At 74.7% G+C, this 21,701-nt stretch carries 16 protein-coding genes; 11 read left to right on the plus strand and 5 right to left on the minus strand.

The genetic code is table 11. From position 1 onward, the window contains the following. Window positions 1-164 precede the first annotated feature (164 nt). The 4 genes from ACIRQF_RS28270 (at window position 165) to ACIRQF_RS28285 (ending at window position 8,104) form a co-directional block, all read left to right on the plus strand. Window positions 165-1,691: a hypothetical protein gene (locus ACIRQF_RS28270; protein WP_404096055.1), complete on the plus strand. Its 1,527-nt coding sequence runs from the start codon at window positions 165-167 to the stop codon at window positions 1,689-1,691. After that, window positions 1,688-2,419, plus strand: a complete 732-nt coding sequence (locus tag ACIRQF_RS28275) for a hypothetical protein (RefSeq protein ID WP_404096058.1) — start codon at window positions 1,688-1,690, stop codon at window positions 2,417-2,419. The genes ACIRQF_RS28270 and ACIRQF_RS28275 overlap by 4 nt, the downstream gene beginning before the upstream one ends. Beyond that, complete coding sequence (locus tag ACIRQF_RS28280; RefSeq protein ID WP_404096061.1) at window positions 2,416-3,312, plus strand: hypothetical protein; 897 nt, start codon at window positions 2,416-2,418, stop codon at window positions 3,310-3,312. The genes ACIRQF_RS28275 and ACIRQF_RS28280 overlap by 4 nt, the downstream gene beginning before the upstream one ends. A gap of 73 nt (window positions 3,313-3,385) precedes the next feature. Then, entirely contained in the window at window positions 3,386-8,104 is a 4,719-nt protein-coding gene (locus ACIRQF_RS28285) for a hypothetical protein (protein ID WP_404096064.1), read from the plus strand. 63 nt (window positions 8,105-8,167) lie between these two features. On the opposite strand, the gene ACIRQF_RS28290 is transcribed toward ACIRQF_RS28285, so the two are convergent. Next, window positions 8,168-8,527: a hypothetical protein gene (locus ACIRQF_RS28290; RefSeq protein ID WP_389754646.1), complete on the minus strand. Its 360-nt coding sequence runs from the start codon at window positions 8,525-8,527 to the stop codon at window positions 8,168-8,170. 451 nt (window positions 8,528-8,978) lie between these two features. Between ACIRQF_RS28290 and ACIRQF_RS28295 the strand changes: the two genes are divergently transcribed. From ACIRQF_RS28295 to ACIRQF_RS28315, 5 genes are all read left to right on the plus strand, one after another. Beyond that, a complete protein-coding gene (locus ACIRQF_RS28295; protein ID WP_404096067.1) occupies window positions 8,979-11,723 on the plus strand; it encodes a nitrate- and nitrite sensing domain-containing protein in 2,745 nt (914 codons plus the stop codon). Then, window positions 11,720-12,160, plus strand: a complete 441-nt coding sequence (locus tag ACIRQF_RS28300; RefSeq protein ID WP_376638147.1) for a roadblock/LC7 domain-containing protein — start codon at window positions 11,720-11,722, stop codon at window positions 12,158-12,160. The genes ACIRQF_RS28295 and ACIRQF_RS28300 overlap by 4 nt, the downstream gene beginning before the upstream one ends. A 14-nt stretch (window positions 12,161-12,174) precedes the next feature. Next, entirely contained in the window at window positions 12,175-12,582 is a 408-nt protein-coding gene (locus tag ACIRQF_RS28305) for a DUF742 domain-containing protein (RefSeq protein WP_376638148.1), read from the plus strand. Then, complete coding sequence (locus tag ACIRQF_RS28310; protein WP_376638149.1) at window positions 12,563-13,174, plus strand: ATP/GTP-binding protein; 612 nt, start codon at window positions 12,563-12,565, stop codon at window positions 13,172-13,174. Before ACIRQF_RS28305 ends, ACIRQF_RS28310 begins: the two co-directional genes overlap by 20 nt. A gap of 97 nt (window positions 13,175-13,271) precedes the next feature. Next, entirely contained in the window at window positions 13,272-13,706 is a 435-nt protein-coding gene (locus ACIRQF_RS28315; protein WP_389754651.1) for an ester cyclase, read from the plus strand. A gap of 11 nt (window positions 13,707-13,717) precedes the next feature. Here ACIRQF_RS28315 and ACIRQF_RS28320 read toward each other — a convergent pair whose 3' ends face one another. From ACIRQF_RS28320 to ACIRQF_RS28330, 3 genes are all read right to left on the minus strand, one after another. After that, complete coding sequence (locus tag ACIRQF_RS28320) at window positions 13,718-14,905, minus strand: lipid-transfer protein (RefSeq protein ID WP_404096071.1); 1,188 nt, start codon at window positions 14,903-14,905, stop codon at window positions 13,718-13,720. Then, complete coding sequence (locus ACIRQF_RS28325; RefSeq protein WP_389754656.1) at window positions 14,902-15,366, minus strand: Zn-ribbon domain-containing OB-fold protein; 465 nt, start codon at window positions 15,364-15,366, stop codon at window positions 14,902-14,904. The genes ACIRQF_RS28320 and ACIRQF_RS28325 overlap by 4 nt, the downstream gene beginning before the upstream one ends. A 67-nt stretch (window positions 15,367-15,433) precedes the next feature. Beyond that, window positions 15,434-16,288, minus strand: a complete 855-nt coding sequence (locus tag ACIRQF_RS28330; protein ID WP_404096073.1) for a M15 family metallopeptidase — start codon at window positions 16,286-16,288, stop codon at window positions 15,434-15,436. On the opposite strand from ACIRQF_RS28330, the gene ACIRQF_RS28335 reads away from it, so the two are divergent. Then, entirely contained in the window at window positions 16,287-16,859 is a 573-nt protein-coding gene (locus ACIRQF_RS28335) for an NUDIX domain-containing protein (protein WP_404096076.1), read from the plus strand. The genes ACIRQF_RS28330 and ACIRQF_RS28335 overlap by 2 nt on opposite strands. 275 nt (window positions 16,860-17,134) lie before the next feature. Here the strand turns inward: ACIRQF_RS28335 and ACIRQF_RS28340 are convergent, their stop codons facing one another. Next, window positions 17,135-19,492: a glycoside hydrolase family 31 protein gene (locus tag ACIRQF_RS28340; RefSeq protein ID WP_404096078.1), complete on the minus strand. Its 2,358-nt coding sequence runs from the start codon at window positions 19,490-19,492 to the stop codon at window positions 17,135-17,137. A 215-nt stretch (window positions 19,493-19,707) separates the two neighbouring features. Here ACIRQF_RS28340 and ACIRQF_RS28345 point away from each other — a divergent pair, with 215 nt between their 5' ends. Further along, complete coding sequence (locus tag ACIRQF_RS28345) at window positions 19,708-21,681, plus strand: acetoacetate--CoA ligase (RefSeq protein ID WP_376638155.1); 1,974 nt, start codon at window positions 19,708-19,710, stop codon at window positions 21,679-21,681. Window positions 21,682-21,701 lie beyond the last annotated feature (20 nt).

Here is a 21,701-nt window from a genome sequence, read left to right on the forward strand (position 1 = left end):
AAGCGGGCGCGTGGAGCGGGGTGCACGGCGCGTTGACCGGGGGCGCGCCGGGGCGTGGGCCGGGGGCGCACGGCCGCGTTGACCGGGGGCGTACGGGGGCGTGGGCCGGGGTCGTTTAAGCGCCGTTTCGACCGTTGTCTGTGCGAGGACCTACTCTGTGCACCGTGACTTCGCCTGCCTCGACGGACCTCGCTCCGCCCCAGCTCAGCGCGGGGCCGCGCCCCGCGCAGGGCCCGGCCGCCGACGAAGGGCTCGCGCGGCGGCTCCGCGCGCTCGCGTGCACCGCTCCGCTGCACGACCTGGACACGCGCAAGGCGAACCTGGCGGGGGAGTACTCGGTCTACGCGATGGCCGAGGTCGCCCTCTCCGCCATCGATCTGGTCACGCTCAACATGGACTTCGACACCGGAGCCGACAGCGAGCAGATAATCGCCCGCCTGCTGCCCCGGGTCGCCGCCCAGGCCCCCGAGCGGCCCTCCGCCGAGCACGAGCGCGTGGCCCGCTGGGTCCTGGAGAACCTGATCAACGTCGGCAGCGTCGACCGGGGCTTCCGCGCCGTGTACGGGACCTTCGGGACCGACGGCGTCTACACGCGGCGTGACTACGACTTCAAGCTGATCGAAGAGGTCCCCGGCTACGGCGGCGGGATCTATCTGCGCACCACCGACGAGGCCGTCAACGTGCTCGTCGGCGCCCTCGACACGGACGTCACCAGCGCCCAGATCGCCGCCGAGGTGAAGCTGGAGGTCCTCATCAGCCGGGGCCGCCTCGCCGACGCCCAGCTCGCCGCCGAGCAGGCCCGCTACCGGACCGTGCAGTACGCGGAGACCCTCCGCAAGACCCTGGAGGCCACCCGGCGCAACGTCCGCGCGGTCGACTGGCTCAACGCCGTGCCCGACATGATCGCCGAGGCGCTCGACCACGTGGCCGACCGCTATCGCCACGAGAACGCGATCCTCACCAACATCCGCCGGGCCCGCGACGAGGCCGAGGACCAGGAGCACAAGCGCCGGGCCGCCGAGCTCGTCGACATAGTGAAGGACTGCATCCGGCGGCACACCCAGCTCCAGTCCCGCCTCCTGGAGGCCGGCCCGCTGTTCCGCGCCGAGCAGGACCGCCAGGCCTTCGCCGCCCCCACCGCGTACACGGGCCTCGACCTGTACGGGCAGCTGGTCGCCCCGATCCTGCCGCTCCCCGTCGAGCAGGCCACCAGGGTCACCGACGCCTTCTTCGCCCACGGCACCGGACTGCGCACGCCCGCGTCCGTCCGCGTCGGCGACCTGGTCGACCTGCTGCTCACCCCGCCGGTGGAGCGCCAGCACCTGGGCGCCGAGATGCCCGAGCCGGACCTGATCGCCACCCCCGACGACAGCCGCTTCAGCGAGGAACAGCTGGCGAGCGCCATGGAGCTCCTCGACCTGGAGCACGACGCGCCGCGCCGCCTCTCCGGCCTCCTCGCCGACGCCCGCCGCCGCGACCCGGACCTCCCGTACCTGGTCGCCCTCCTCGCCGTCCACGCCGCGAGCCCGCCGGTGGGCACCGCCTACCGCCAGGGCGAGGAGCGTCTCCTCTTCGCCGTCGACGACGGCACGACCCTCGACGACCCCGAGTTCGGCGGCGCCGATCTCATCGTCGGTACGGCCCTGCTGGACGCCGTGGGCATGGCTGCCGACCGCACGGAGGCCACGTGACCGCCCCGCCCACGGAGGACGAGACCTCCACCGCGGCAGCACCGCGCCCCGACGCCCTGCCCGAGGGCGGGCCGTCGACGGCACCCGAACCGCACACCGACCGGCCCGCCGTCCCGGCACCGACGGAGCCGCACGCCGAGGTCCTCGCCGTCCCGGCACCGGCCGCACCGCGTTCCGACGCGATGCCCGCGTCCGTGGCGGCCGAGCCGCACCCCGGCGTGCTCGCCGTCCCGGCACCGGCCGCACCGCACTCGGACGTGCTCGCCGCGCCTGCGCCCCTGCCGGCACCGGCCGAAGCCTCTACCGCGGCACCCGCCCCGGCACCGGCAGAAGCCCCCGTCCCCGCACCGGCCGAAGCCTCTACCGCGGCCCCCGTCCCGGCACCGGCCCACGCCCCGCCGCCCCTCCCCGTACCCGCCGCCACCCCGCGCCCCGCTGCCGAGCGGGCCCCCGGGCCCCGGGTGGCGCACGTGACCGTGGCGCGGCCGCTCGTGGAGGAGCAGGAGGCCCGCTCGGACGGGCCGCGGGTGGGGGTCGTCCCGCTGCCCGCCGGACCGCCGGCGGACCGGGCCCCGCGGCCGTACGTCCGCCCCGTGCCGCTGCCGCGGGGGGACCGGCGTGCCGTGGAACGGGCGCCCGTGCCGCCGCCGGTCACCGTCACGCCCGTACGCCTGCCCCTGCCCCGACCCGCGTCACCGAACCGCCGTACCGAGGAGCCCCAGCCGTGAGCGAACACCACGTCGAGCACACCGACGCGTGGAGCGAGCCGGAGGCCCCGCAGACGCCGGCCGCGAACACCGCCGTGACGCCCGCCGACGCGGCCGACGCGGCCCGGCTCGTCTCCTTCGGGCTCCAGCCCAAGCTGCTGCCCGCCCGCGACGCCGAGTACGCCGAGCTGCTCCGCCGCTACCGCGAGGACCCCGCGTTCGCGCGCCTGGCCGACGCCGTCGCCACCGGCCTCGGCCTCGTCGTCCTGGAGGTCTCCCCGCGCGCCGGCATGGCCGTCACCGCCGGCGAGGACTCCGTCTTCGCCGTCCGGATGGGCGACTACGCCCGCCGCGCCTCCACCGACTCGGCCGACCGCTTCCTGCACGGCCTCGCCCACCTCGCCGTCGCCGCGATGGCCTTCCCGCGCCCCGAGGACCTCGCCGACGACGGCTACATCGGCCGGCTCACGGTCAACGGGGTCGACGCCTTCGTCCGCCAGGCCTGCCGCCGTCTCGAGGAGCGCGCCGAGCAGCAGGGCGAGAACACCGACCCCGCGACCGACGCCCCCGGCCTGGAGGCCGCCTGGCGGATCTACGCCCGCCGCAGCGCCACCGGCGCCACCAAGGACGCCCGCCGCCTCGCCGGCTCCACCACCGGCATCGTCGGCAAGGCCGTCGCCTTCCTCACCGACTCCGGCTTCCTCCAGCGCACCGGCGAGGAGTCTGGCGGCTCCTACCGCACCACGGCCCGCTACCAGCTCCAGGTCCGGGACATGGCCGGCAGCGCCGCCCTGACCGAGCTCCTCGAACTGGGCGTGGTGCCCGTCAGCGACGGCTCCGCGACCCTGCTGCCGCCGCCCGAGGGCGACGACCTGGAGATCGCCGCCGACGCCGGCCTGCCCTTCCACGCCTGATCACGTCCACGCCTGATCGAACCGCCCGTTCCACGCCGCCCGATCCACGAACGACACGACGAGAGTCCGCCGCATGTACGAGCTGTCCCGGGTCCGCCTCTACTCCATCGGTCCGGCCGGTGCCCGCTACGCCGACACCGTCCTGGACCTGCGCGGAGTCGGCGCGCCCGTGCCGCACCCCGCTCCCACCCAGGCGGAGTTCTTCGAGGAGGAGCCGGTCGGCCCGCCGCGCCGCCCGGCCCCCGCCGGCGTGCTCTTCCTGGAGAACGGCGGCGGCAAGTCCGTCCTGCTCAAGCTGATCTTCTCGGTCATGCTCCCGGGCCACCGCAACACCCTCGGCGGCGCCAGCTCCGGCGTGCTCCGCAAGTTCCTCCTCGCCGACGACTGCGGCCACGTCGCCCTGGAGTGGCAGCACACCCTCACCGGCGAACTCGTCGTCGTGGGCAAGGCCAGCGAGTGGCGCGGCCGCCAGGTCTCCAACGACCCGCGGAAGTTCGCCGAGGCCTGGTACTCCTTCCGCCCCGGCCCCGGGCTCAGCCTCGACAACCTGCCCGTCGCCGAGGCCACCGCCGTCCGCCCGCCCGTGGAGGGCAGCTCCGGCGCCTCCGGCCGGCGTCGCACGATGAAGGGCTTCCGCGACGCCCTCACCGAGGCCGGCAAGGCCTACCCGCACCTGGAGGTCTTCTGGGAGGAGATCCACGACCGCTGGAACGAGCACCTCGGCGACCTGGGCCTCGACCCCGAACTCTTCCGCTACCAGCGGGAGATGAACGCCGACGAGGGTGAGGCCGCCGGCCTCTTCGCGGTCAAGAAGGACTCCGACTTCACCGACCTCCTGCTGCGCGCCGTCACCGACACCCGCGACACCGACGGCCTCGCCGACTTGGTCGCGGGCTTCGGGAACAAGCTCGGCCGCCGTGCCGAGCTCACCGCCGAGCGGGACTTCACGGCCGGCTCCGTCGACCTGCTCACCCGCATCGTCGACGCCGCCGACACCCGCGCCCGCGCCCGTGACGTGCATGCCGCTGCCGAGCGCCGCACCCGGGGCCTCGCCCGCCGGCTCGCCGCCCGTGCCGCCGAGGAACGCGGCCGCACGGCCGAACTCGCCGAGCAGGTCACCCACGCCTCCCACGCCGTCGCCGACGCGGAGACGGCGCGCGGCCGCAGCGCCCTCGTCGCCGCCGAACTGGCCTTCCGGCACGCCTCGCTGGCCCTGACCGCCGCCGAGAAGGGCGCCGCCGCGCAGCGCCGCGAGCTCACCGACGCCCGCACCCTGCACTCCGCCTGGCAGGCCGCCGAGTCCGTCCTCCGCCACCGCGCCGCGAGCGACCGCTCCGCGCGGGTGGCCGTCGCGATCCGTGAGGCCGAGCGGGACGCCGCACCGGCGCTCGCCGCCCGTGCCACGGCCGCCGCCGACCTCGTACGGGCCCTGGCCGCCGCCGCCGAGGAGGGCGAGCGGCACGCCGCCGAGGAGGAGGAGCGTTCGGCCGCCCTCCAGGAGGCCGGCGAGGCCGCCCACCGCGACGCCACCGCCGCCGCGACCGAGGCCCAGCGCGCCCGCAGCGAGGCCGGCCACCTGCGGCAGCGGCTCGCCGAGGTCGAGCAGGAGACGGCCGAGGCCGTCCGGGCCGGCTGGCTCGACGACTCCGCCCCCGACGCCGACCCGGCCCGCGCCGCGCTCGCCGCGAGCGACGCCGAGAAGACCACCGTCGCCGCCTGGGACGCGGCCCGCGAGGTGGCCCGCACGGCCGCCGAGCGCGCCCGCGAGGCCGCCGCGGCCGAGTCCCGCGCCGAACTGGCCTCCGCCCGTGCCTCCGACGCCGCCGAGGCCGCCGAGAACGCCTACGACGCCGAGCGCCGTGCCGCCGAGTCCCTCGCCGCCGACCCGCGCCTGGCCGAGCTCCTCTCGCTGCCGAGCGCCCCCACCGCCCCGCTGCCGGGCCAGCGCTCCGGCGCCACCGGCGACGTCCCGGGCCGCCACGGCGACCCGGCCGCGGACACCTCCGCCCCCGGCGCCGCCTTCGGACCCGGCGCCGAGCCGGCCGACGGCTCCCAGGGCCCCCTCACCGTCACCGACTTCGACCGGTACGCCGACGACCTGCGTGCGCTGCTCGACCAGTCCATCGCCTCCGCCGAGCGCAAGCTCTTCGACCTGCGTACGGCCGCCGCCGACGACAACCGGATCCTGGGCGCCCTCGGCGACGGCGGTCTGCTGCCGCCGGGTCCCGACGTGCTCGCCACCGTCGAGTACCTGGGCGAGCACGGCATCCCGGCCCTCCCCGGCTGGCGCTATCTCGCCCAGGCCGTCGACCCGGCCGACCACGCTGCCGTCCTCGCCGCCCGCCCCGAACTGGTCGACGGCGTCGTGATCACCGACCCCGTGTCGTACACCCGCGCCCGCGAGGTGCTCGGCGCCGCCGCCCTGCTGCCCCGCTCCACCGTCGCCGTCGGCACCGCCGCCGCGCTGCTCGCGCCGGTCCCCGCGCCCGACAGCGGACAGGACACGGACGTCTTCCTCGTGCCGCCGAACCCGGCCATGCACGACGAGCACGCCGCCGACGAGGAGCGCCAGGCACTGCGTGCCCGAGCCGCCGCCCGCGACGAGGAGATCCGCAGCCTCGCCGCCCGGCTCACCGGCGACCGTTCCCTCGCAGCCCGGATCGGTGCCTGGCGCGCCGACTGCCTGCCCGGCATGCTCGCCGAGCTGTCCGCCGTCGCCGCCTCCGCGCGCACCGCCGCCGAGGCCGCGGTCGCCGCCCTCACCGAGGCCCGCACCGTGCGGGCCGAGGCCGCCGAGGCCGCCGCCGACGCCGCCCGGGTGCGCGACGAGCGCCAGGAGGCGGCCCAGCGCGCCCGCCGGGCCGCCGACGCCCTCGCCGGCCTCGCGTTCCGGCTGCGGGAGCGCTCCGCCTGGCAGGCCAAGCTGCGCGAACTCGCCGACGACGCCACCGAGTCCGAGGCCCGCGCCCAGACCTGCCTGGAGCGCGCCCGCGCCGCCGACGAGGACCGCCGGGCCGCCCAGCGCGCCGCCGACGACGCCCACCGCACCGCCCGGGCCCTGCGCGCCGAGCGGGCCGAGATCGCCGGCGCCCCGGAAGTCCTCCCCGAGCAGGACGCCGACGCGCCGCGCGTCGCGCTCCCCACCCTCCGCGAGGCCTACCGGGCCGCCTCCCAGGTGTACGAGAAGGTCGGCGTCGGTGCCGACCTGCGCGCCGAGCAGGCCCGCGCCGAGAGCGACGAGTCCGCCGCCCTCGCCGAGCTCGACCGGCTCACCAACAAGGTCCGCACCCGCGCCGAGCAGCTCCTGGAGTCCACCGACGGTGCCGACGGCCCGTCCCGCCAGGCCGCCGCCGCCCGCGCCGAGGCCCTGGTCCAGAAGCTGGAGACGCGCGCCTCCGAGGCGAGCGAGAAGCTGGGCCGGCTCCGCGGCGAGGCCGAACGGCTCGCCCCCGAGGACGGCGAGGAGCACACCGCGCTGCCCGAGGAGCTGATCCCGGCCGACGCCGAGCACGCCCAGGCCCTGCTCCGTACCGCCACCACCGAACTCGCCGCCCGCACCGACGCCCTGGAGGCCGCGCGCGCCGCCCACACGGGCCTGCTCCAGGCCCACCGGGCAGCCGAGGACGCCGCCGGCGGCTTCGACGAGACCGCGGCCCTCCTGCGCGACCTGCTCCGCGACCACGCGGACGAGGAGCAGGAGCAGCCCGAGCCGTACCCGGGCCCGCTGGCCGAGGCACGTGACTCCGCGGCGGAGGCCCGGCGTTCACTGCGCGCCTGCGCCGCCGACCTGTCCGGCGCCGACGCCGCCGTCCGCGAGGCCGGCGACATCCTCGTACGGCACGCCAACGCGACGCGCTTCGAGCAGGTCCGCACCCCGGCCCGGCAGCAGATCCGCGAACTGCCCGCCGCCGCCCTGCCCGAGCACGCCGCGAAGTGGGCCGAGGCGTTCGCGCCGCGGCTGCGCGTGCTCACCGACGAGCTGGCGCAGCTGGAGCGCAACCGCGACTCGATCGTGGACCGGCTGCGCGGCCTGGTGGAGTCCGCCCTCACCACGCTGCGCTCGGCCCAGCGGCTCTCCCGGCTGCCCGAGGGCCTGGGGGAGTGGTCGGGCCAGGAGTTCCTGCGCATCCGCTTCGAGGAACCCGACCAGGCCACGCTCACCGAGCGGCTCGGCGAGGTCGTCGACGAGGCCACCCGCGCGGCCGTGAAGAAGAACTCCGACCTCCGCCGGGACGGCATGTCCCTGCTGCTCCGCGGTGTCCAGGCCGCCCTCGAACCGAAGGGCATCGCCGTGGAGATCCTCAAGCCGGACGCGGTGCTGCGCGCCGAGCGCGTCCCGGTCGGGCAGATGGGCGACGTCTTCTCCGGAGGCCAGCTGCTCACCGCCGCCATCGCCCTCTACTGCACGATGGCCGCGCTGCGCTCCAACGACCGGGGCCGCGACAAGCACCGTCACGCGGGCACGCTGTTCCTCGACAACCCGATCGGCCGCGCCAACGCCACGTACCTCCTGGAGCTCCAGCGGGCCGTGTCGGACGCCCTGGGCGTCCAGCTGCTGTACACCACCGGTCTGTTCGACACGACCGCCCTCGCCGAGTTCCCGCTGGTGATCCGGCTGCGGAACGACGCCGACCTGCGGGCCGGTCTGAAGTACATCAGCGTGGAGGAGCACCTGCGTCCGGGCCTGCCGCAGCCGCGGATGGAGGGCGAGACCATCCACGGCGAGATCACGGCGACGCGCATGTTCCGCCGTACGCCGCTGGAGCCGGCGGGGACGCCCGGCGAGGAGTGACGGAACGGGTGAGGGCCCGCCCCCGGCCGGGGGCGGGCCCTCACCCGTTCCGCGCGGTCCGGCTCAGGCGGCTTCCGTGAGCGGCGCCCGGTCCTCGCGGTGCTTCTCACGACGCGTTCCGCGTTCCGCGCTGCTCGGCTCCGAGACGACGCCGTTGCGCTGCCGCCACACCTGACGGGTGATCCACACGTCGAGCACGCTCCAGGTCGCCACCACGGTGCCGGCCACCGCCGCGACGGTCGCGGGGAACGCCAGCCACGATCCGGTGACCGAACAGAAGAAGGCGACCATCGCCTGAATCATCGTCACCGAGGTGAGCAGCAGGGCCCGCACCGCCGCCCTGCGGACCGGATCGGGCATCCGCCGCCGGCCCTTCTCGTCCTCCACCCACAACTGTCCCACCGGTCGCGCCTCGTGTTCCATCGCGCTGTCTCTCCCCACCACCGACGTCTCCAGGGTGGCGTCTGCCCGTCTTGCGTCGCTTTACGCGGACACAGCCCTCCCCGGTACAGAATGACGCACCACGGAGGGAAAAGGTTTCGCCGGGGTCCCCGCAGACCGCGAGCGGAACAAACAGTTCCAGCCATCTGTCAATCGCTGGTCCGAGGACGGAAAATGCCTCACTGTCAGGTGTCCTACGCCACACTGACGCAACCCAACTCCCCGAATACCGGGACATCTCATGATCAACACTCACTCGACCGGCTGAAAATCGCCCGGACGCGTCTTAGAGATGGCCGTGATGCAGTAGTAGGCTCACGCCGCCGTTTGTTGAAGATGAAGATTGACGCTTCATGTTGACCTTTCGTGTTGACATCTAGGCGTGCCGACATGAGAGACCTCCGTGGCGGCGGGGGCCGAGCTGGGGGAGGCCATGCGCTTTCGCGGGAAGTCCATCCGCAGGAAGATCGTGGCGTTGCTCCTCGTGCCGCTCGTCTCGCTCACCGGCCTGTGGGGTTTCGCGACGGTCCTCACCGGCCGTGAGGCCCGCCAACTCCTCGACGTCGGGTACATCGTCGAGAAGATCGGCTACCCCATCGAGGACACGGCGCGCGTCATCCAGAAGGAACGCCGTCAGTCCCTCGTCTACCTCGCCGACCCCCGCGCCGCCGAGGCCCTCACCACCCTGCGCGTGCAACGCGAGGCCACCGACCGGCAGATCGCGCTGATCCGGCGCAACGCCGCGGAGCCCGGCGTGCGCGGCGACATGAACCCCGTGACCGCCCAGCGGCTCAGCAGCCTCCTCGACGCCCTCGACGACCTCTCCTCGCTGCGCCGTTCCGTCGAGAACCGCAGCATCGGCCGGGTGCAGGCCCTCGACTTCTACAACCGCCTCGTGGATCCCTGCTACGGCTTCCTGCTGAGCCTCCACGCGCTCGAGAACGTCGAGATGGACAAGCAGGGCCGTGCCCTCGTCGGCATCACCCGCGCCCGCGAGCTCCTCTCCCGCGAGGACGCCCTCGTCGTGTCCGCCCTCCTCGCCGAGCGCGTCACCGCCGAGGAGATCCGCACGATCGGCGACCTCGCAGCGGGCCGCAAGGTCTACTACGAGGCCAACCTGGAGATCCTTCCCGGCGCCGAACGCGACCGCTTCGAGAAGTACTGGGCCGGCGCCGAGACCGCACCCCTGCGCAGGTCGGAGGAGGCGCTCATCGACGCGGGCGCCACCGAGAACCCGCGCGCCGTCACCGCCGAACGCTGGCAGGAGCAGACCAGCCCCGTCCTCGACGCGCTCGCCCGCGAGAACACCGCGGCCGGGGACCGCTACCAGGAGCGCGTCCAGCCCGCCGCGTACAGCGTGCTGCTCAAGGCCGGCGTCGCCGGCGTCCTCGGCTTCGTCGCGCTCCTCGTGTCCGTCATCGTCTCCGTCCGGATCGGCCGCGACCTCGTCCGCGACCTGCGCCGGCTGCGCAAGGAGGCCCAGGAGGTCTCCGGCGTCCGCCTGCCCAGCGTCATGCGGCGCCTCGCCGCCGGCGAACACGTCGACGTCGAGACCGAGGTGCCCCACCTCCGCTACGAGGACGACGAGGTCGGCCAGGTCGGCCAGGCCCTCAACACGCTCCAGCGCGCCGCCGTCGAGGCCGCGGTCAAGCAGGCCGACATGCGCCGCGGCGTCGCCGAGGTCTTCGTCAACCTCGCCCGCCGCAACCAGGTCCTGCTGCACCGCCAGCTGACGCTCCTCGACACCATGGAGCGCCGCACCGAGGACACCGACGAGCTCGCCGACCTGTTCCGGCTCGACCACCTCACCACCCGCATGCGCCGCCACGCCGAGGGCCTGGTCATCCTTTCCGGCGCCGCGCCCTCCCGCCAGTGGCGCAAGCCCGTCCAGCTCATGGACGTCGTCCGCGCCGCGGTCGCCGAGGTCGAGGACTACGAGCGCATCGAGGTCCGCCGGCTGCCCCGGCTCGGCGTCGGCGGCCCCGCCGTCGCCGACCTCACCCACCTCATCGCCGAACTCCTCGAGAACGCCACCGTGTTCTCGCCCCCGCACACCGCCGTGCAGGTGCTCGGCGAGCGGGTCGCCAACGGCTTCACCCTGGAGATCCACGACCGCGGCCTCGGCATGAACCCCGACGCCCTGCTCGACGCCAACCTCCGGCTCGCCGAGACCCCCGAGTTCGAGCTCTCCGACACCGACCGTCTCGGCCTGTTCGTGGTCAGCCGCCTCGCCCAGCGCCAGAACGTCCGCGTCTCGCTGCAGCCCTCGCCGTACGGAGGCACCACGGCGGTCGTCTTCATCCCGGCCGCGCTGCTCACCGACGCGCCCGAGACCCAGGGCGCCGGCTTCCGCCTCGACCGCAAGAACCCGGACCGCAAGGGCCCCGACCGCAAGGGCGTCCCCGGCCCCGAGGGGCTGCCGGGCCGCCGCCCCGCCCTCACCCAGGTCCGTGACACCGGCCTCGACGGTCCCGTCGAGCTCGAAGCCCCCCTGGGCGACGGCCTCGACGACCTGCTGAGCGGCGCGGCCGACCTGCTCGACACCGAGAGCGAGCGCGGCGGACTCTTCCGGGCCCGCGAGCACCGCCGCCGTGGCGACCAGCACCCGCATGCCCCGGGCGGCCGCGGCGACGACGACACGCCGGCGGCCCCCGTCGCGCTGCCGCGCCGCCGGCCGCCGACCCTCGTCGTCGACCACGGCCGCCGCGTCGACGAGGCGGGCCGTGCCCACCCGGCCGGCGGCCCGTCCGACGGGGACGAGCCCCGCAACGGATCCCGCAACGGCGCCCGGCCGGAGTCCCGTACGGGACTCCGCGCCGAGGCCGGGCCCTCGTCCGCCACGGGCTCCGGCGCCGACGACACGATGGAGCTCGCCCGCGTGCGGCCCGGCCCCACCCTCGTCCCCGTACCGCCGGAGGGCCCGGCCCCGTTCGGGGGGCTGCCCCGGCGCGTCCGGCAGGCCAGCCTCGCGCCGCAGCTGCGCGCCGGCGACGGGCGCGCCGACGAGCAGCCGGCCGCCGCGGCCGCACCCTCCGGCACCGACTCCGACTCCTTCGAGCGCGACGCCGAGGAGGTGCGCAGCCGCATGGCGTCCATGCAGCGCGGCTGGCAGCGCGGCCGACGGCAGAACGCCGAAACGACAGCACCAGGAACGACACCCGAGGGGGACGGTCGATGACCGCACCGAACGCCGCAGCAAGCCAGAGCTCCGCCCACGGCAACGGGGAGCTGAACTGGCTCCTCGACGAGCTGGTCGAGCGCGTCGGCTCCATCCGCAAGGCCCTGGTGCTCTCCAGCGACGGCCTGCCCACCGGCGCCTCGCAGGACCTCTCGCGCGAGGACGGCGAGCACCTCGCCGCCGTCGCCTCCGGCTTCCACAGCCTCGCCAAGGGCGTGGGCCGGCACTTCGAGGCGGGCAGGGTCCGGCAGACGGTGGTCGAGCTGGAGGACGCCTTCCTCTTCGTCACGGCCGCCGGCGACGGCAGCTGCCTGGCCGTCCTCGCCGACGCCGACTCGGACGTCGGCCAGGTCGCGTACGAGATGACCCTCATGGTCAAGCGGGTCGGAGCGCATCTCACCACGGCGCCCAGGACCGGGCTGCCCAACGGAGGATGAGTAGGGGGGACGGCATGACCGACGCAGACCAGTCCCACGAGGACGCGGTCGGCCACTGGTTCGACGACGAGGCGGGCCCGGTGGTCCGCCCCTACGCGATGACCCGCGGCCGCACCAGCGCCGCCACCCGCCACCGGCTCGACCTGATCGCGCTGGTGGTGCCCGAACCGGCCGCCGACGACCCCGGCCGAGACCAGACGCTGTCCCCCGAGCATGTGGAGATCGTCGAACGCTGCGCCGAGCAGCCGCAGTCGATCGCCGAACTCGCCGCGGGACTCGACCTCCCCGTCGGGGTGGTACGGGTCCTGGTCGGCGACCTCGTCGACGACGAGCTCGTCCACGTGACCCGCCCCGTTCCGCCGGCCGAGCTGCCGGACGTGAGCATCCTTCGCGAGGTGATCAATGGCCTTCGGGCGCTCTAGCTCCAGCCGCAAGCAGCCGCCGGTCGAGCCGGTGACGCTGAAGATCCTCGTCGCGGGGGGCTTCGGCGTCGGCAAGACCACGCTGGTGGGCGCGGTGAGCGAGATCCGGCCGCTGCGGACGGAGGAGATCCTCAGCGAGGCGGGCCGGCCGGTCGACGACCTGCACGGCGTCGAGTCCAAGTCGACCACCACCGTCGCCATGGACTTCGGCCGGATCACGCTCCGCGAGGACCTCGTCCTGTACCTCTTCGGCACCCCCGGCCAGGACCGGTTCTGGTTCCTGTGGGACGAGCTCGCCCAGGGCGCCCTCGGCGCGGTCGTGCTCGCCGACACCCGGCGCCTGGAGGACAGCTTCGCCGCCATCGACTACTTCGAGCGGCGCGGCATCCCCTTCACGGTGGCCGTCAACTGCTTCGAGGGTGCCCGCCGCTACCCGCCGGAGACCGTCCGCGGCGCGCTCGACCTCGACCCCCAGGTCGAACTGCTCCTGTGCGACGCCCGCGACCGCGAGTCCGTCAAGAACGTCCTCGTGGCCGTCGTCGAGCACGCCCTGGTCCTCGCCGGCCACGGACCCGCCCCCGTCGCCACCTGAGCGGCGAGGGCGGCCCGCCCTCGCCGCGTGTCACATTCCCGACCGCCGTCTCGTCCTCCTGCCGGGACACCATTCAGGACCAGGCAGAGGAGAGACCATGTCGGCAGCAGAGGCGATCCGCAACAGGGCGACGCTCGAACGGTTCCACACCGCGACGAACAGCGGCGACCCGGACACCGTCGCGAAGGCCATGGACGCGTTCGTCGCACCGGACGTGCGGTTCCACGCGCCGGTACCGACGGGAGCGACCGGCGTGGCCGCCCTCAAGCAGGTCTGGGAGGTGCTGCTGCGCGCCTTCCCCGACCTCCACGTCACCGTCGAGGAGACGGTCGCGGAGGGCGACAAGGTCGTCAGCAGGAACAGGGTGACGGGCACGCACCTGGGCGAGTACCGCGGCCTGCGGCCCACCGGCAGGACCGTCGACTACAGCGAGATCTTCGTCCTCCGCTTCGCCGAGGGGCGCATCGTCGAGATCCGCGGCGTCGTGGACGTCCTCGCGCAGCTGCGTCAGCTCGGCGCGCTGCCGTCCTGACGAGCCGCCGCTCAGCGGACCACCACCACCGCCGAACCATGGCCGAACAGGCCCTGGTTGGCGGTGATGCCGGCCCGCGCCCCGGGCACCTGCCGGTCGCCCGCCGTGCCCCGCAGCTGCCAGGTCAGCTCGCAGACCTGCGCGATCGCCTGCGCCGGCACGGCCTCGCCGAACGAGGCGAGCCCACCGCTCGCGTTGACCGGCACCCGCCCGCCGAGCGCCGTCACCCCGTCCCGCACCAGCTTCGCGCCCTCGCCCCGCCCGCACAGGCCGATGTCCTCGTACCACTCCAGCTCCAGGGCCGTGGACAGGTCGTACACCTCGGCCAGCGACAGGTCCTCCGGTCCGAGCCCCGCCTCCTCGTAGGCGGCGCGGGCGATCGAGGCCCGGAAGGTGTGCGGTGCGGGGGAGACCGCGACGGCCGAGTCCGTCGCGATGTCGGGCAGGTCCAGGACGGCCCTGGGGTACGTCGGGGTGACGGTGGACACCGCCCGGACGCGGACCGGGTCCGGCCGCCCGTGCCGGCGTGCGAAGTCCATGCTCGACAGGACGAGCGCCGCGCCCCCGTCGGAGGTCGCGCAGATGTCGAGCAGCCGCAGCGGATCGGCCACGACCGCCGACGCGGCGACCTCCGCCGCGGTCACCGGCTTGCGGTAGCGGGCCAGCGGATTGAGCGCGCCGGCCGCCGCGTTCTTGACCTTCACCTGGGCGAAGTCCTCCGGCGTGTCCCCGTACAGGGCCATCCGGCGGCGGGCGTAGAGCGCGAAGTAGGCCGGGTTGGTGGCCCCGAGCACCCGGAAGCGCAGCCAGTCCGGGTCGTCGGGGCGGTCGCCGCCCGCGGGGGCGAAGAAGCCCTTCGGGGCCGCGTCCGCGCCCACGACGAGGACCACGTCGGCGAGCCCGGCGAGGATCTGCGCCCGGGCGGTGCCGATGGCCTGGGCGCCGGAGGCACAGGCCGCGTAGACGCTGGTGACCCGGGCGCCCTGCCAGCCGAGCGCCTGGGCGAAGGTGGCCCCGGCCACGTACCCGGGATAGCCGCCCCGCACCGTGTCCGCGCCGACGACGGACCCCACGTCCGCCCACTCCAGCCCCGCGTCGGCGAGCGCGGCCCGGGCGGCCGCCGTGCCGTACGAGACGAACGAGCGGCCCCACTTGCCCCACGGGTGCATGCCCGCGCCGAGGACGGCGATGTCGGTCATGCCGCGCCCCCTCCGGCGACCGGCCGCCAGTGCCAGGTGGTCCAGACGTGCTCGGCGTCCTCGTGGAGCACACCGGGCACCAGTTCCACCTCCGCGCCGACGGTCAGATCGGCCGTCCGCACGCCCGGCGCGGCCTGTCCGAGGACCACCATGGCCTCCGCGGCCAGCTCCACCGCGACGAGCGTGTACGGCTCCCAGGGCAGGTCCGGGTCGGAGACGTACGGCGCGGGCGGGCGGTAGCGGCCGTCGGTGTACGACCAGACCGTGCCGCGCCGGGACAGCGGTGTCTCGGCCAGCTCGCCCCCGCCGGGGCAGCGCGGATTGCGGCACCGGTCGTCCTCACGGGGGAAGAAGACCGAGGCGCAGGCCGTGCAGCGGGTCCCCAGGAGTCTGAACTCCCCCTCGGGAAGCGTGTCGTCGCTGAACCAGCCGGCCACCACCGGCCTGCGCGTCCGTGCCATCCGTCGCCCCTCCCGTGATCTGACGATGCGTCAGAAGTCTGGCACGGGCGCCCGGCGGGGGGAAGGGTCAGTGACCCGCCACCGACCTCCGCGCCACGGGGAAGTCGAAGAAGGTGGCCGGGAACGGCTCCGGCTTGAACGTGAAGTGCCACCACTCCTCGGGCAGGTTGACGAAGCCCTGCTCGGCGAGCGCGGCACGGAGCAGATCCCGGTTGGCCCGCTGCACGCCGCCGATCCGCGGGTCGTCGGTGTGGGAAAGCGTGTCGAAGCAGTCGAAGCCGGTGCCCATGTCGACGGAGTTGTCCGGGAAGCGCTCCGCCTGCGGCCTGAAGCACTCCGCCTGCGGCTCGCCCGGCACATAGGGGCGGGTGGGCAGGGCGGGCAGCCGCACGACCGTCAGGTCGACCGTCGAGCCGCGGCTGTGCCCGGACTTCTCCGCGATGTAACCGTCCGCGAACAGGCGCGACTTGTCGACCAGCGGATAGAACTCGCGCTTCATCCGCTTGTCGTCCAGGTTCTTCGCCCAGCGCACGAAGTGGTCCACCGCCCGCTGCGGCCGGTAGCAGTCGTACACCTTCAGCGTGTAGCCGCGGGCGAGCAGCTTCGCCTGCGCCCGGTGCAGTGCCTCGGCGGCCGGCCGGGTGAGGATGCACACCGGCTGCCGGTAGCCGTCGACCCGCTCACCCACGAAGTTGTGCGCGGTGGTGTAGCGCATCTCCTGGACGATCGTCCGGTCCACGCGGTCGAGCGCCACGAACTCCCGCGGCGCCTTCGGCTCCGGCGCGGCACCGGCGGCCTCGGCGGAGGGGGCGGCACCGGCGGAGGGGACGGCGGTGATGGCGGTCAGCAGGCCGGTGGTGGCCAGCGCGCAGAGACCGCGGAGAACGGAGGCACGTCGTGTCAGTCGCTTCAGTCCTGTCATGGTGACCGTCTATCAGGTACGGCAGCGGCGGGAAAGGGTGATCGCATACGGTCGGCTCGTGACCGACTCCTCACCGCACTCGCACTGTTCCTCCTGCGGCGCCCCCTACCCGGCCGACGCCGGCTGGCCCCGCCCCTGTCCCGCCTGCGGCACGACCGCCTACCGCAACCCGCTCCCGGTCGCCGTCGCCCTGCTGCCCGTCACCGACGCGCGCGGCACCGCGCTCGTCGTCATCACCCGCACCATCCCGCCGCAGTCCGGCCGGGTCGCCCTGCCCGGCGGCTTCATCGACTTCGGCGAGGACTGGCAGGAGGCCGTGGTGCGCGAACTGCGCGAGGAGACCGGCATCCCGGCCGGGGCCGCCGACGTCCGACTCGCCGACGCCCTGAGCTCCCCGGCCGGCCACCTCCTCCTCTTCGGCCTCCTCCCGCCGCGTCCCGCCGCCGAGCTCCCGCCCCCGGCCGCCACGGACGAGACGAGCGGGCACCACCTCCTCCACGGCCCGGAGGAACTCGCCTTCCCCCTGCACACGGAGGTCGTGCGGCGGTTCTTCGCGGGGGCGTACGGGTGAGGTCAGGGCCGACCGGATCCGACCGCACGAGGTGGCGGGTCCGATCTCGCTGATCCGCCGGTCTCCGGCTTGCGTGAGCGGTCGGCTCCGCCGTCGGTGATCCGTCGGTGATCCGCCGGTCTCCGGCTTGCGTGAGTCCTCGGACCCGCCGTCGGTGATCCGTCGGTCTCCCGCTTGCGTGAGTCCTCGGATCCGCCGTCGGAGATCCGTCGGTCTCCGGCTTGCGTCAGCCGTCGGCTCCGCCGTCCGACACCCCTCGCGGACACCGGACCCGATCAGCCCACCACCCCGCGGACCCGCACCGGCAGCTCCGCCTCCCGCACGCCCTCGTCCGTCACCCGCTCCACCACGACCCGCCCGTCCGCCAGACGCGACTGATAGCGCTCGATCTCCGCCGGCTCCCAGCCGTCGCCGGTGTCCCGCACCACCAGGCCGCCGCCCGTCCTCCCCGCGGCCGGCGCCCACACCTCCAGGACCAGTTCCCCGTCCTCCTCGTCCCGCACGGGGATCACCGCGCCCGCCCGGGCGAGCACCGGCACGCGCGACAGCGGCGCGTCGAGGAGCACCTGCCCGGGGCCCTCGTACGGCTGCCCGGTCGCCGTGTCGTACCAGCGCCCGCGCGGCAGCCGTACGGCCCGCCGGTCCGTGCCGCGGGTGAGGACCGGCGCCACCAGCAGGGAGTCGCCGAGCAGGAAGGCGTCCTCGCAGTCGCGCAGCGCCCGGTCCTCCGGCGACCCCCACCACACCGGGCGCACATAGGGCGCCCCCGTCATCCGCGCGAGCCGGGACAGGGTCACGAAGTACGGCCGCAGCCGCTCCCGTTCCGCCAGTGCCACGCGCGCGTGCTCCAGCGCCTCCGGCCCGAACTCCCACGGCTCGCGCCGCCCCGCGCCGATCGCCGCGTGCGTACGGAACAGCGGCAGCCACGCGCCGAGCTGGTACCAGCGCACGAACAACTCGGGGGACGGGCTCCCGTCGAAGCCGCCCACGTCGGGTCCCGAGTACGGCACCCCGCACAGGCCGAGCCCGAGCACCAGGGCCAGCGAGGCCCGCAGCCCCGGCCAGCCCGTGGACACGTCGCCGGACCAGGTCCCGCCGTACCGCTGCATCCCCGCCCAGCCGGACCGGGAGAACAGGAAGGGGCGCTCATCGGGCCGCAGCGCGCGCAGCCCCTCGTACCCGGCGCGGGCCATCATGAGCCCGTACACGTTGTGTGCCTCGCGGTGGTCCCCGCCGCGGCCCTCCAGACTGTGCCGGGCCGAGCGGGGGAGCGTCTGGTCGCCGAAGGGCGCGAACGAGACCGGCTCGTTCATGTCGTGCCACACACCGGAGAAGCCCTGCCCCAGCCGCTCCTCGTAGAGCGTCCCCCACCACTTCCGGGCCTCCGGATCGGTGAAGTCCGGATAGGCGCACTCCCCGGGCCACACCACCCCGTGCACCTCGTCGCCCCGGTCGTCGCGTACGAACGCCCCGACAGCCCGCCCGCCGTCGTAGACCTCGTTGCCCGGCTCCACCTTCACCGCCGGGTCCACGATCGACACGAGACGCACTCCGCGTCCGCGCAGCTCCTTCGCGAGCCCGGGCAGGTCGGGGAAGCGTTCCCGGTCCACGGTGAACACCCGGTGCCCGTCGTAGTGGTCGATGTCCAGGTGCAGCACGGACAGCGGCAGCTCCCGGTCCCGGTAGCCGTCCACGATGCGCCGCACCTCGTGCTCGCTGCCGAAGCCCCAGCGCGCGTGCTGCGGTCCGAGGGCCCACGACGGCGGCAGCGCGGGCGCGCCGGTGAGCGCCGCCCAGCCGTGCAGCACGCGCGCGGGCGTGCCGACCACGACCCAGCAGCGCAGCGGCCCGCCGTCCATCCGCACCTCGCTGGTCCCCGGCCTGTCGTGCCCGGACCCGGCGCCCTCCTCGCCCTCCGTCAGGACGATCCGCCCGTCCCATGAGTTGTCGTGGAAGGCCAGATGGGTGCCCGCGTCCGCCACCACCAGCTGCACGGGCATCGTGATGTACAGCGGATCGTCCCCGGGAGCGAACCGCCCCTTGGGGTCGGTGTTCCACAGCCGGTAGGACCCGTTCCGCAGCCGCGGCCCGGCGGAGCGGCCGCCCAGACCGAAGAACCGGGCGTCCGCCGGCACCTCGCTGCGCTGCACCCAGCGCGCGGCCCCGCCGCGCACCGGCTCCCACCAGCGGGGCGGCAGGTCGCGGCGCAGCACCACCCCGCCCGGGGTGCGCACCTCCACCGCCCCGTGCCGGGACACCGCGACCGTCACCCGCTCCGACACCACCCGCCAGCCGCCGTCCGTGTCCGGTTCCAGGACGGCCCGCGGGTCCGGCTCGGGCGGCTCGCCGGCCAGCGCGTACGAGGGCAGCGGCCCCGCCTCGTCCCAGCCCCAGAAGACGGTGCCGCCCGCCGACACCGAGATCCGCAGCACCGAACGGGCGAATCGGACGATCCCCCCGCCCGGCAACGGCTCCGCCGTGTCCACCGGACCCGGCACCCGGGCCCGCTCCGCCCCCCTCGGCGGCAGCGCCCTCGCGTCGGTGCGGCGCTGTCGCAACGCCGACCGCACCGCCTGCAACCCCTGCACCGAACCCAGCACCTTCACCGAGCGCACCAGCTCACGACCGTCCATGCGGCTCACCCTGCCATCCGGGTGAGGGCGTGCGGGGTTCGTTCAACTGCCGTTCACCCGTGGTGGGAGCACATATTCAGCTGCCCGACCATGGGCGGGGAACCCTGGTGCGAAAGAGGATCACATGGCATCGTCCCTGTCAGCCGCGTCACGCGCACACCCCAGCACGTGCGCGAGACACACGCAGACCCCGCGTACAGCCAGGGAGCCGACCCATGACATCAGCCCAGACCGAGCCGCTTTGGCAGCCTGACGAGGACCGCGTCGCCGCGGCCGCCGTCACCCGCTTCCAGGCCTGGGCGGCCGAGCGCCACGGAGCCCCCGCCGAGGGCGGCTACGAGGCCCTGCACCGCTGGTCCGTCGAGAACCTCGAAGCCTTCTGGGCCGCCGTCGCCGAGTGGTTCGAGCTCCGCTTCGCCACCCCCTACGAGCGGGTCCTGGGGGACCGCTCGATGCCCGGCGCCGACTGGTTCCCGGGCGCCACCCTCAACTACGCCGAGCACGCGCTGCGCGCCGCGGAGGAGCGCCCCCACGACACGGCTCTGCTCCATGTGGACGAAACACATGAGCCGACCCCGATCAGCTGGGCCGAGCTCCGCCGCCAGGTCGGCTCCCTCGCCGCCGAACTGCGCCGCCTCGGCGTCCGGCCGGGCGACCGCGTCAGCGGCTACCTGCCCAACATCCCCGAGGCCGTCGTCGCGCTCCTCGCGACCGCAGCCGTCGGCGCCGTCTGGACCTCCTGCGCCCCCGACTTCGGAGCCCGCAGCGTCCTCGACCGCTTCCAGCAGGTCGAACCCGTCGTGCTGTTCACCGTCGACGGCTACCGCTACGGCGGCAAGGAGCACGACCGCCGCGACACCGTCACCGAGCTCCGGGCCGAACTGCCCTCGCTGCGCGCCGTCGTGCACATCCCGCTGCTCGGCACGCCCACCCCGGACGGCGCCCTGGCCTGGTCCGCGCTCACCGCCGCCGACACCGAGCCGGTCTTCGAGCAGGTCCCGTTCTCCCACCCGCTGTGGGTCCTCTACTCCTCCGGCACGACCGGCCTGCCCAAGGCGATCGTGCAGTCCCAGGGCGGCATCCTCGTCGAGCACGTCAAGCAGCTGGGCCTGCACTGCGACCTCGGCCCCGAGGACGTGTTCTTCTGGTACACCTCCACCGGCTGGATGATGTGGAACTTCCTCGTCTCCGGCCTGCTCACCGGCACCACCGTCGTCCTCTACGACGGCAGCCCGGGCTACCCCGACACCGGCGCCCAGTGGCGGGTCGCCGAGCGCACCGGCGCCACGCTGTACGGCACCTCCGCCGCCTACGTCATGGCCTGCGCCAAGGCCGACGTCCACCCCCGCCGCGACTTCGACCTCTCCCGGGTGAAGTGCGTGGCCACCACCGGCTCCCCGCTGCCGCCCGACGGCTTCCGCTGGCTCCACGACGAGGTCCGCGAGGACCTGTGGATCGCCTCCGTCAGTGGTGGCACCGACGTCTGCTCCTGCTTCGCCGGCGCCGTTCCCACCCTCCCGGTGCACATCGGCGAGCTCCAGGCCGCCGGCCTCGGCACCGACCTGCAGTCGTGGGACCCGTCGGGCAAGCCGCTCGTCGGCGAGGTCGGCGAGCTCGTCGTCACCCGCCCCATGCCGTCCATGCCGATCCACTTCTGGAACGACCCGGACGGCAGCCGCTACCGCGACAGCTACTTCGAGATGTTCCCCGGCGTCTGGCGCCACGGCGACTGGATCACGATCACCGACCGCGGCTCGGTGGTCATCCACGGCCGCTCCGACTCCACCCTGAACCGTCAGGGCGTCCGCATGGGCAGCGCCGACATCTACGAGGCCGTCGAGCGCCTCCCGGAGATCCGTGAGTCCCTCGTCATCGGCCTGGAGGAGCCGGACGGCGGCTACTGGATGCCGCTCTTCGTCCACCTCGCCGACGGCGCCACCCTCGACGAGGAGCTGATCGGCCGCATCAAGAGCACGATCCGCAGCGAGCTCTCCCCGCGCCACGTCCCCGACGAGATCATCGAGGTCCCGGCCGTCCCGCACACCCTGACCGGCAAGCGCATCGAGGTCCCGGTCAAGCGCCTCCTCCAGGGCACCCCGATGGCCAAGGCGGTCAACCCGGGCTCGGTCGACGACATCGGCCTGCTGCACTTCTACGAGGAGCTGGCCCGCACCCGCCGCGCCGGGTAAACGGACGGCACGAGAGGAGA

Source organism: Streptomyces sp. NPDC101191, assembly GCF_044767915.1.
In the GTDB taxonomy this organism is placed as follows: Bacteria; Actinomycetota; Actinomycetes; order Streptomycetales; family Streptomycetaceae; genus Streptomyces.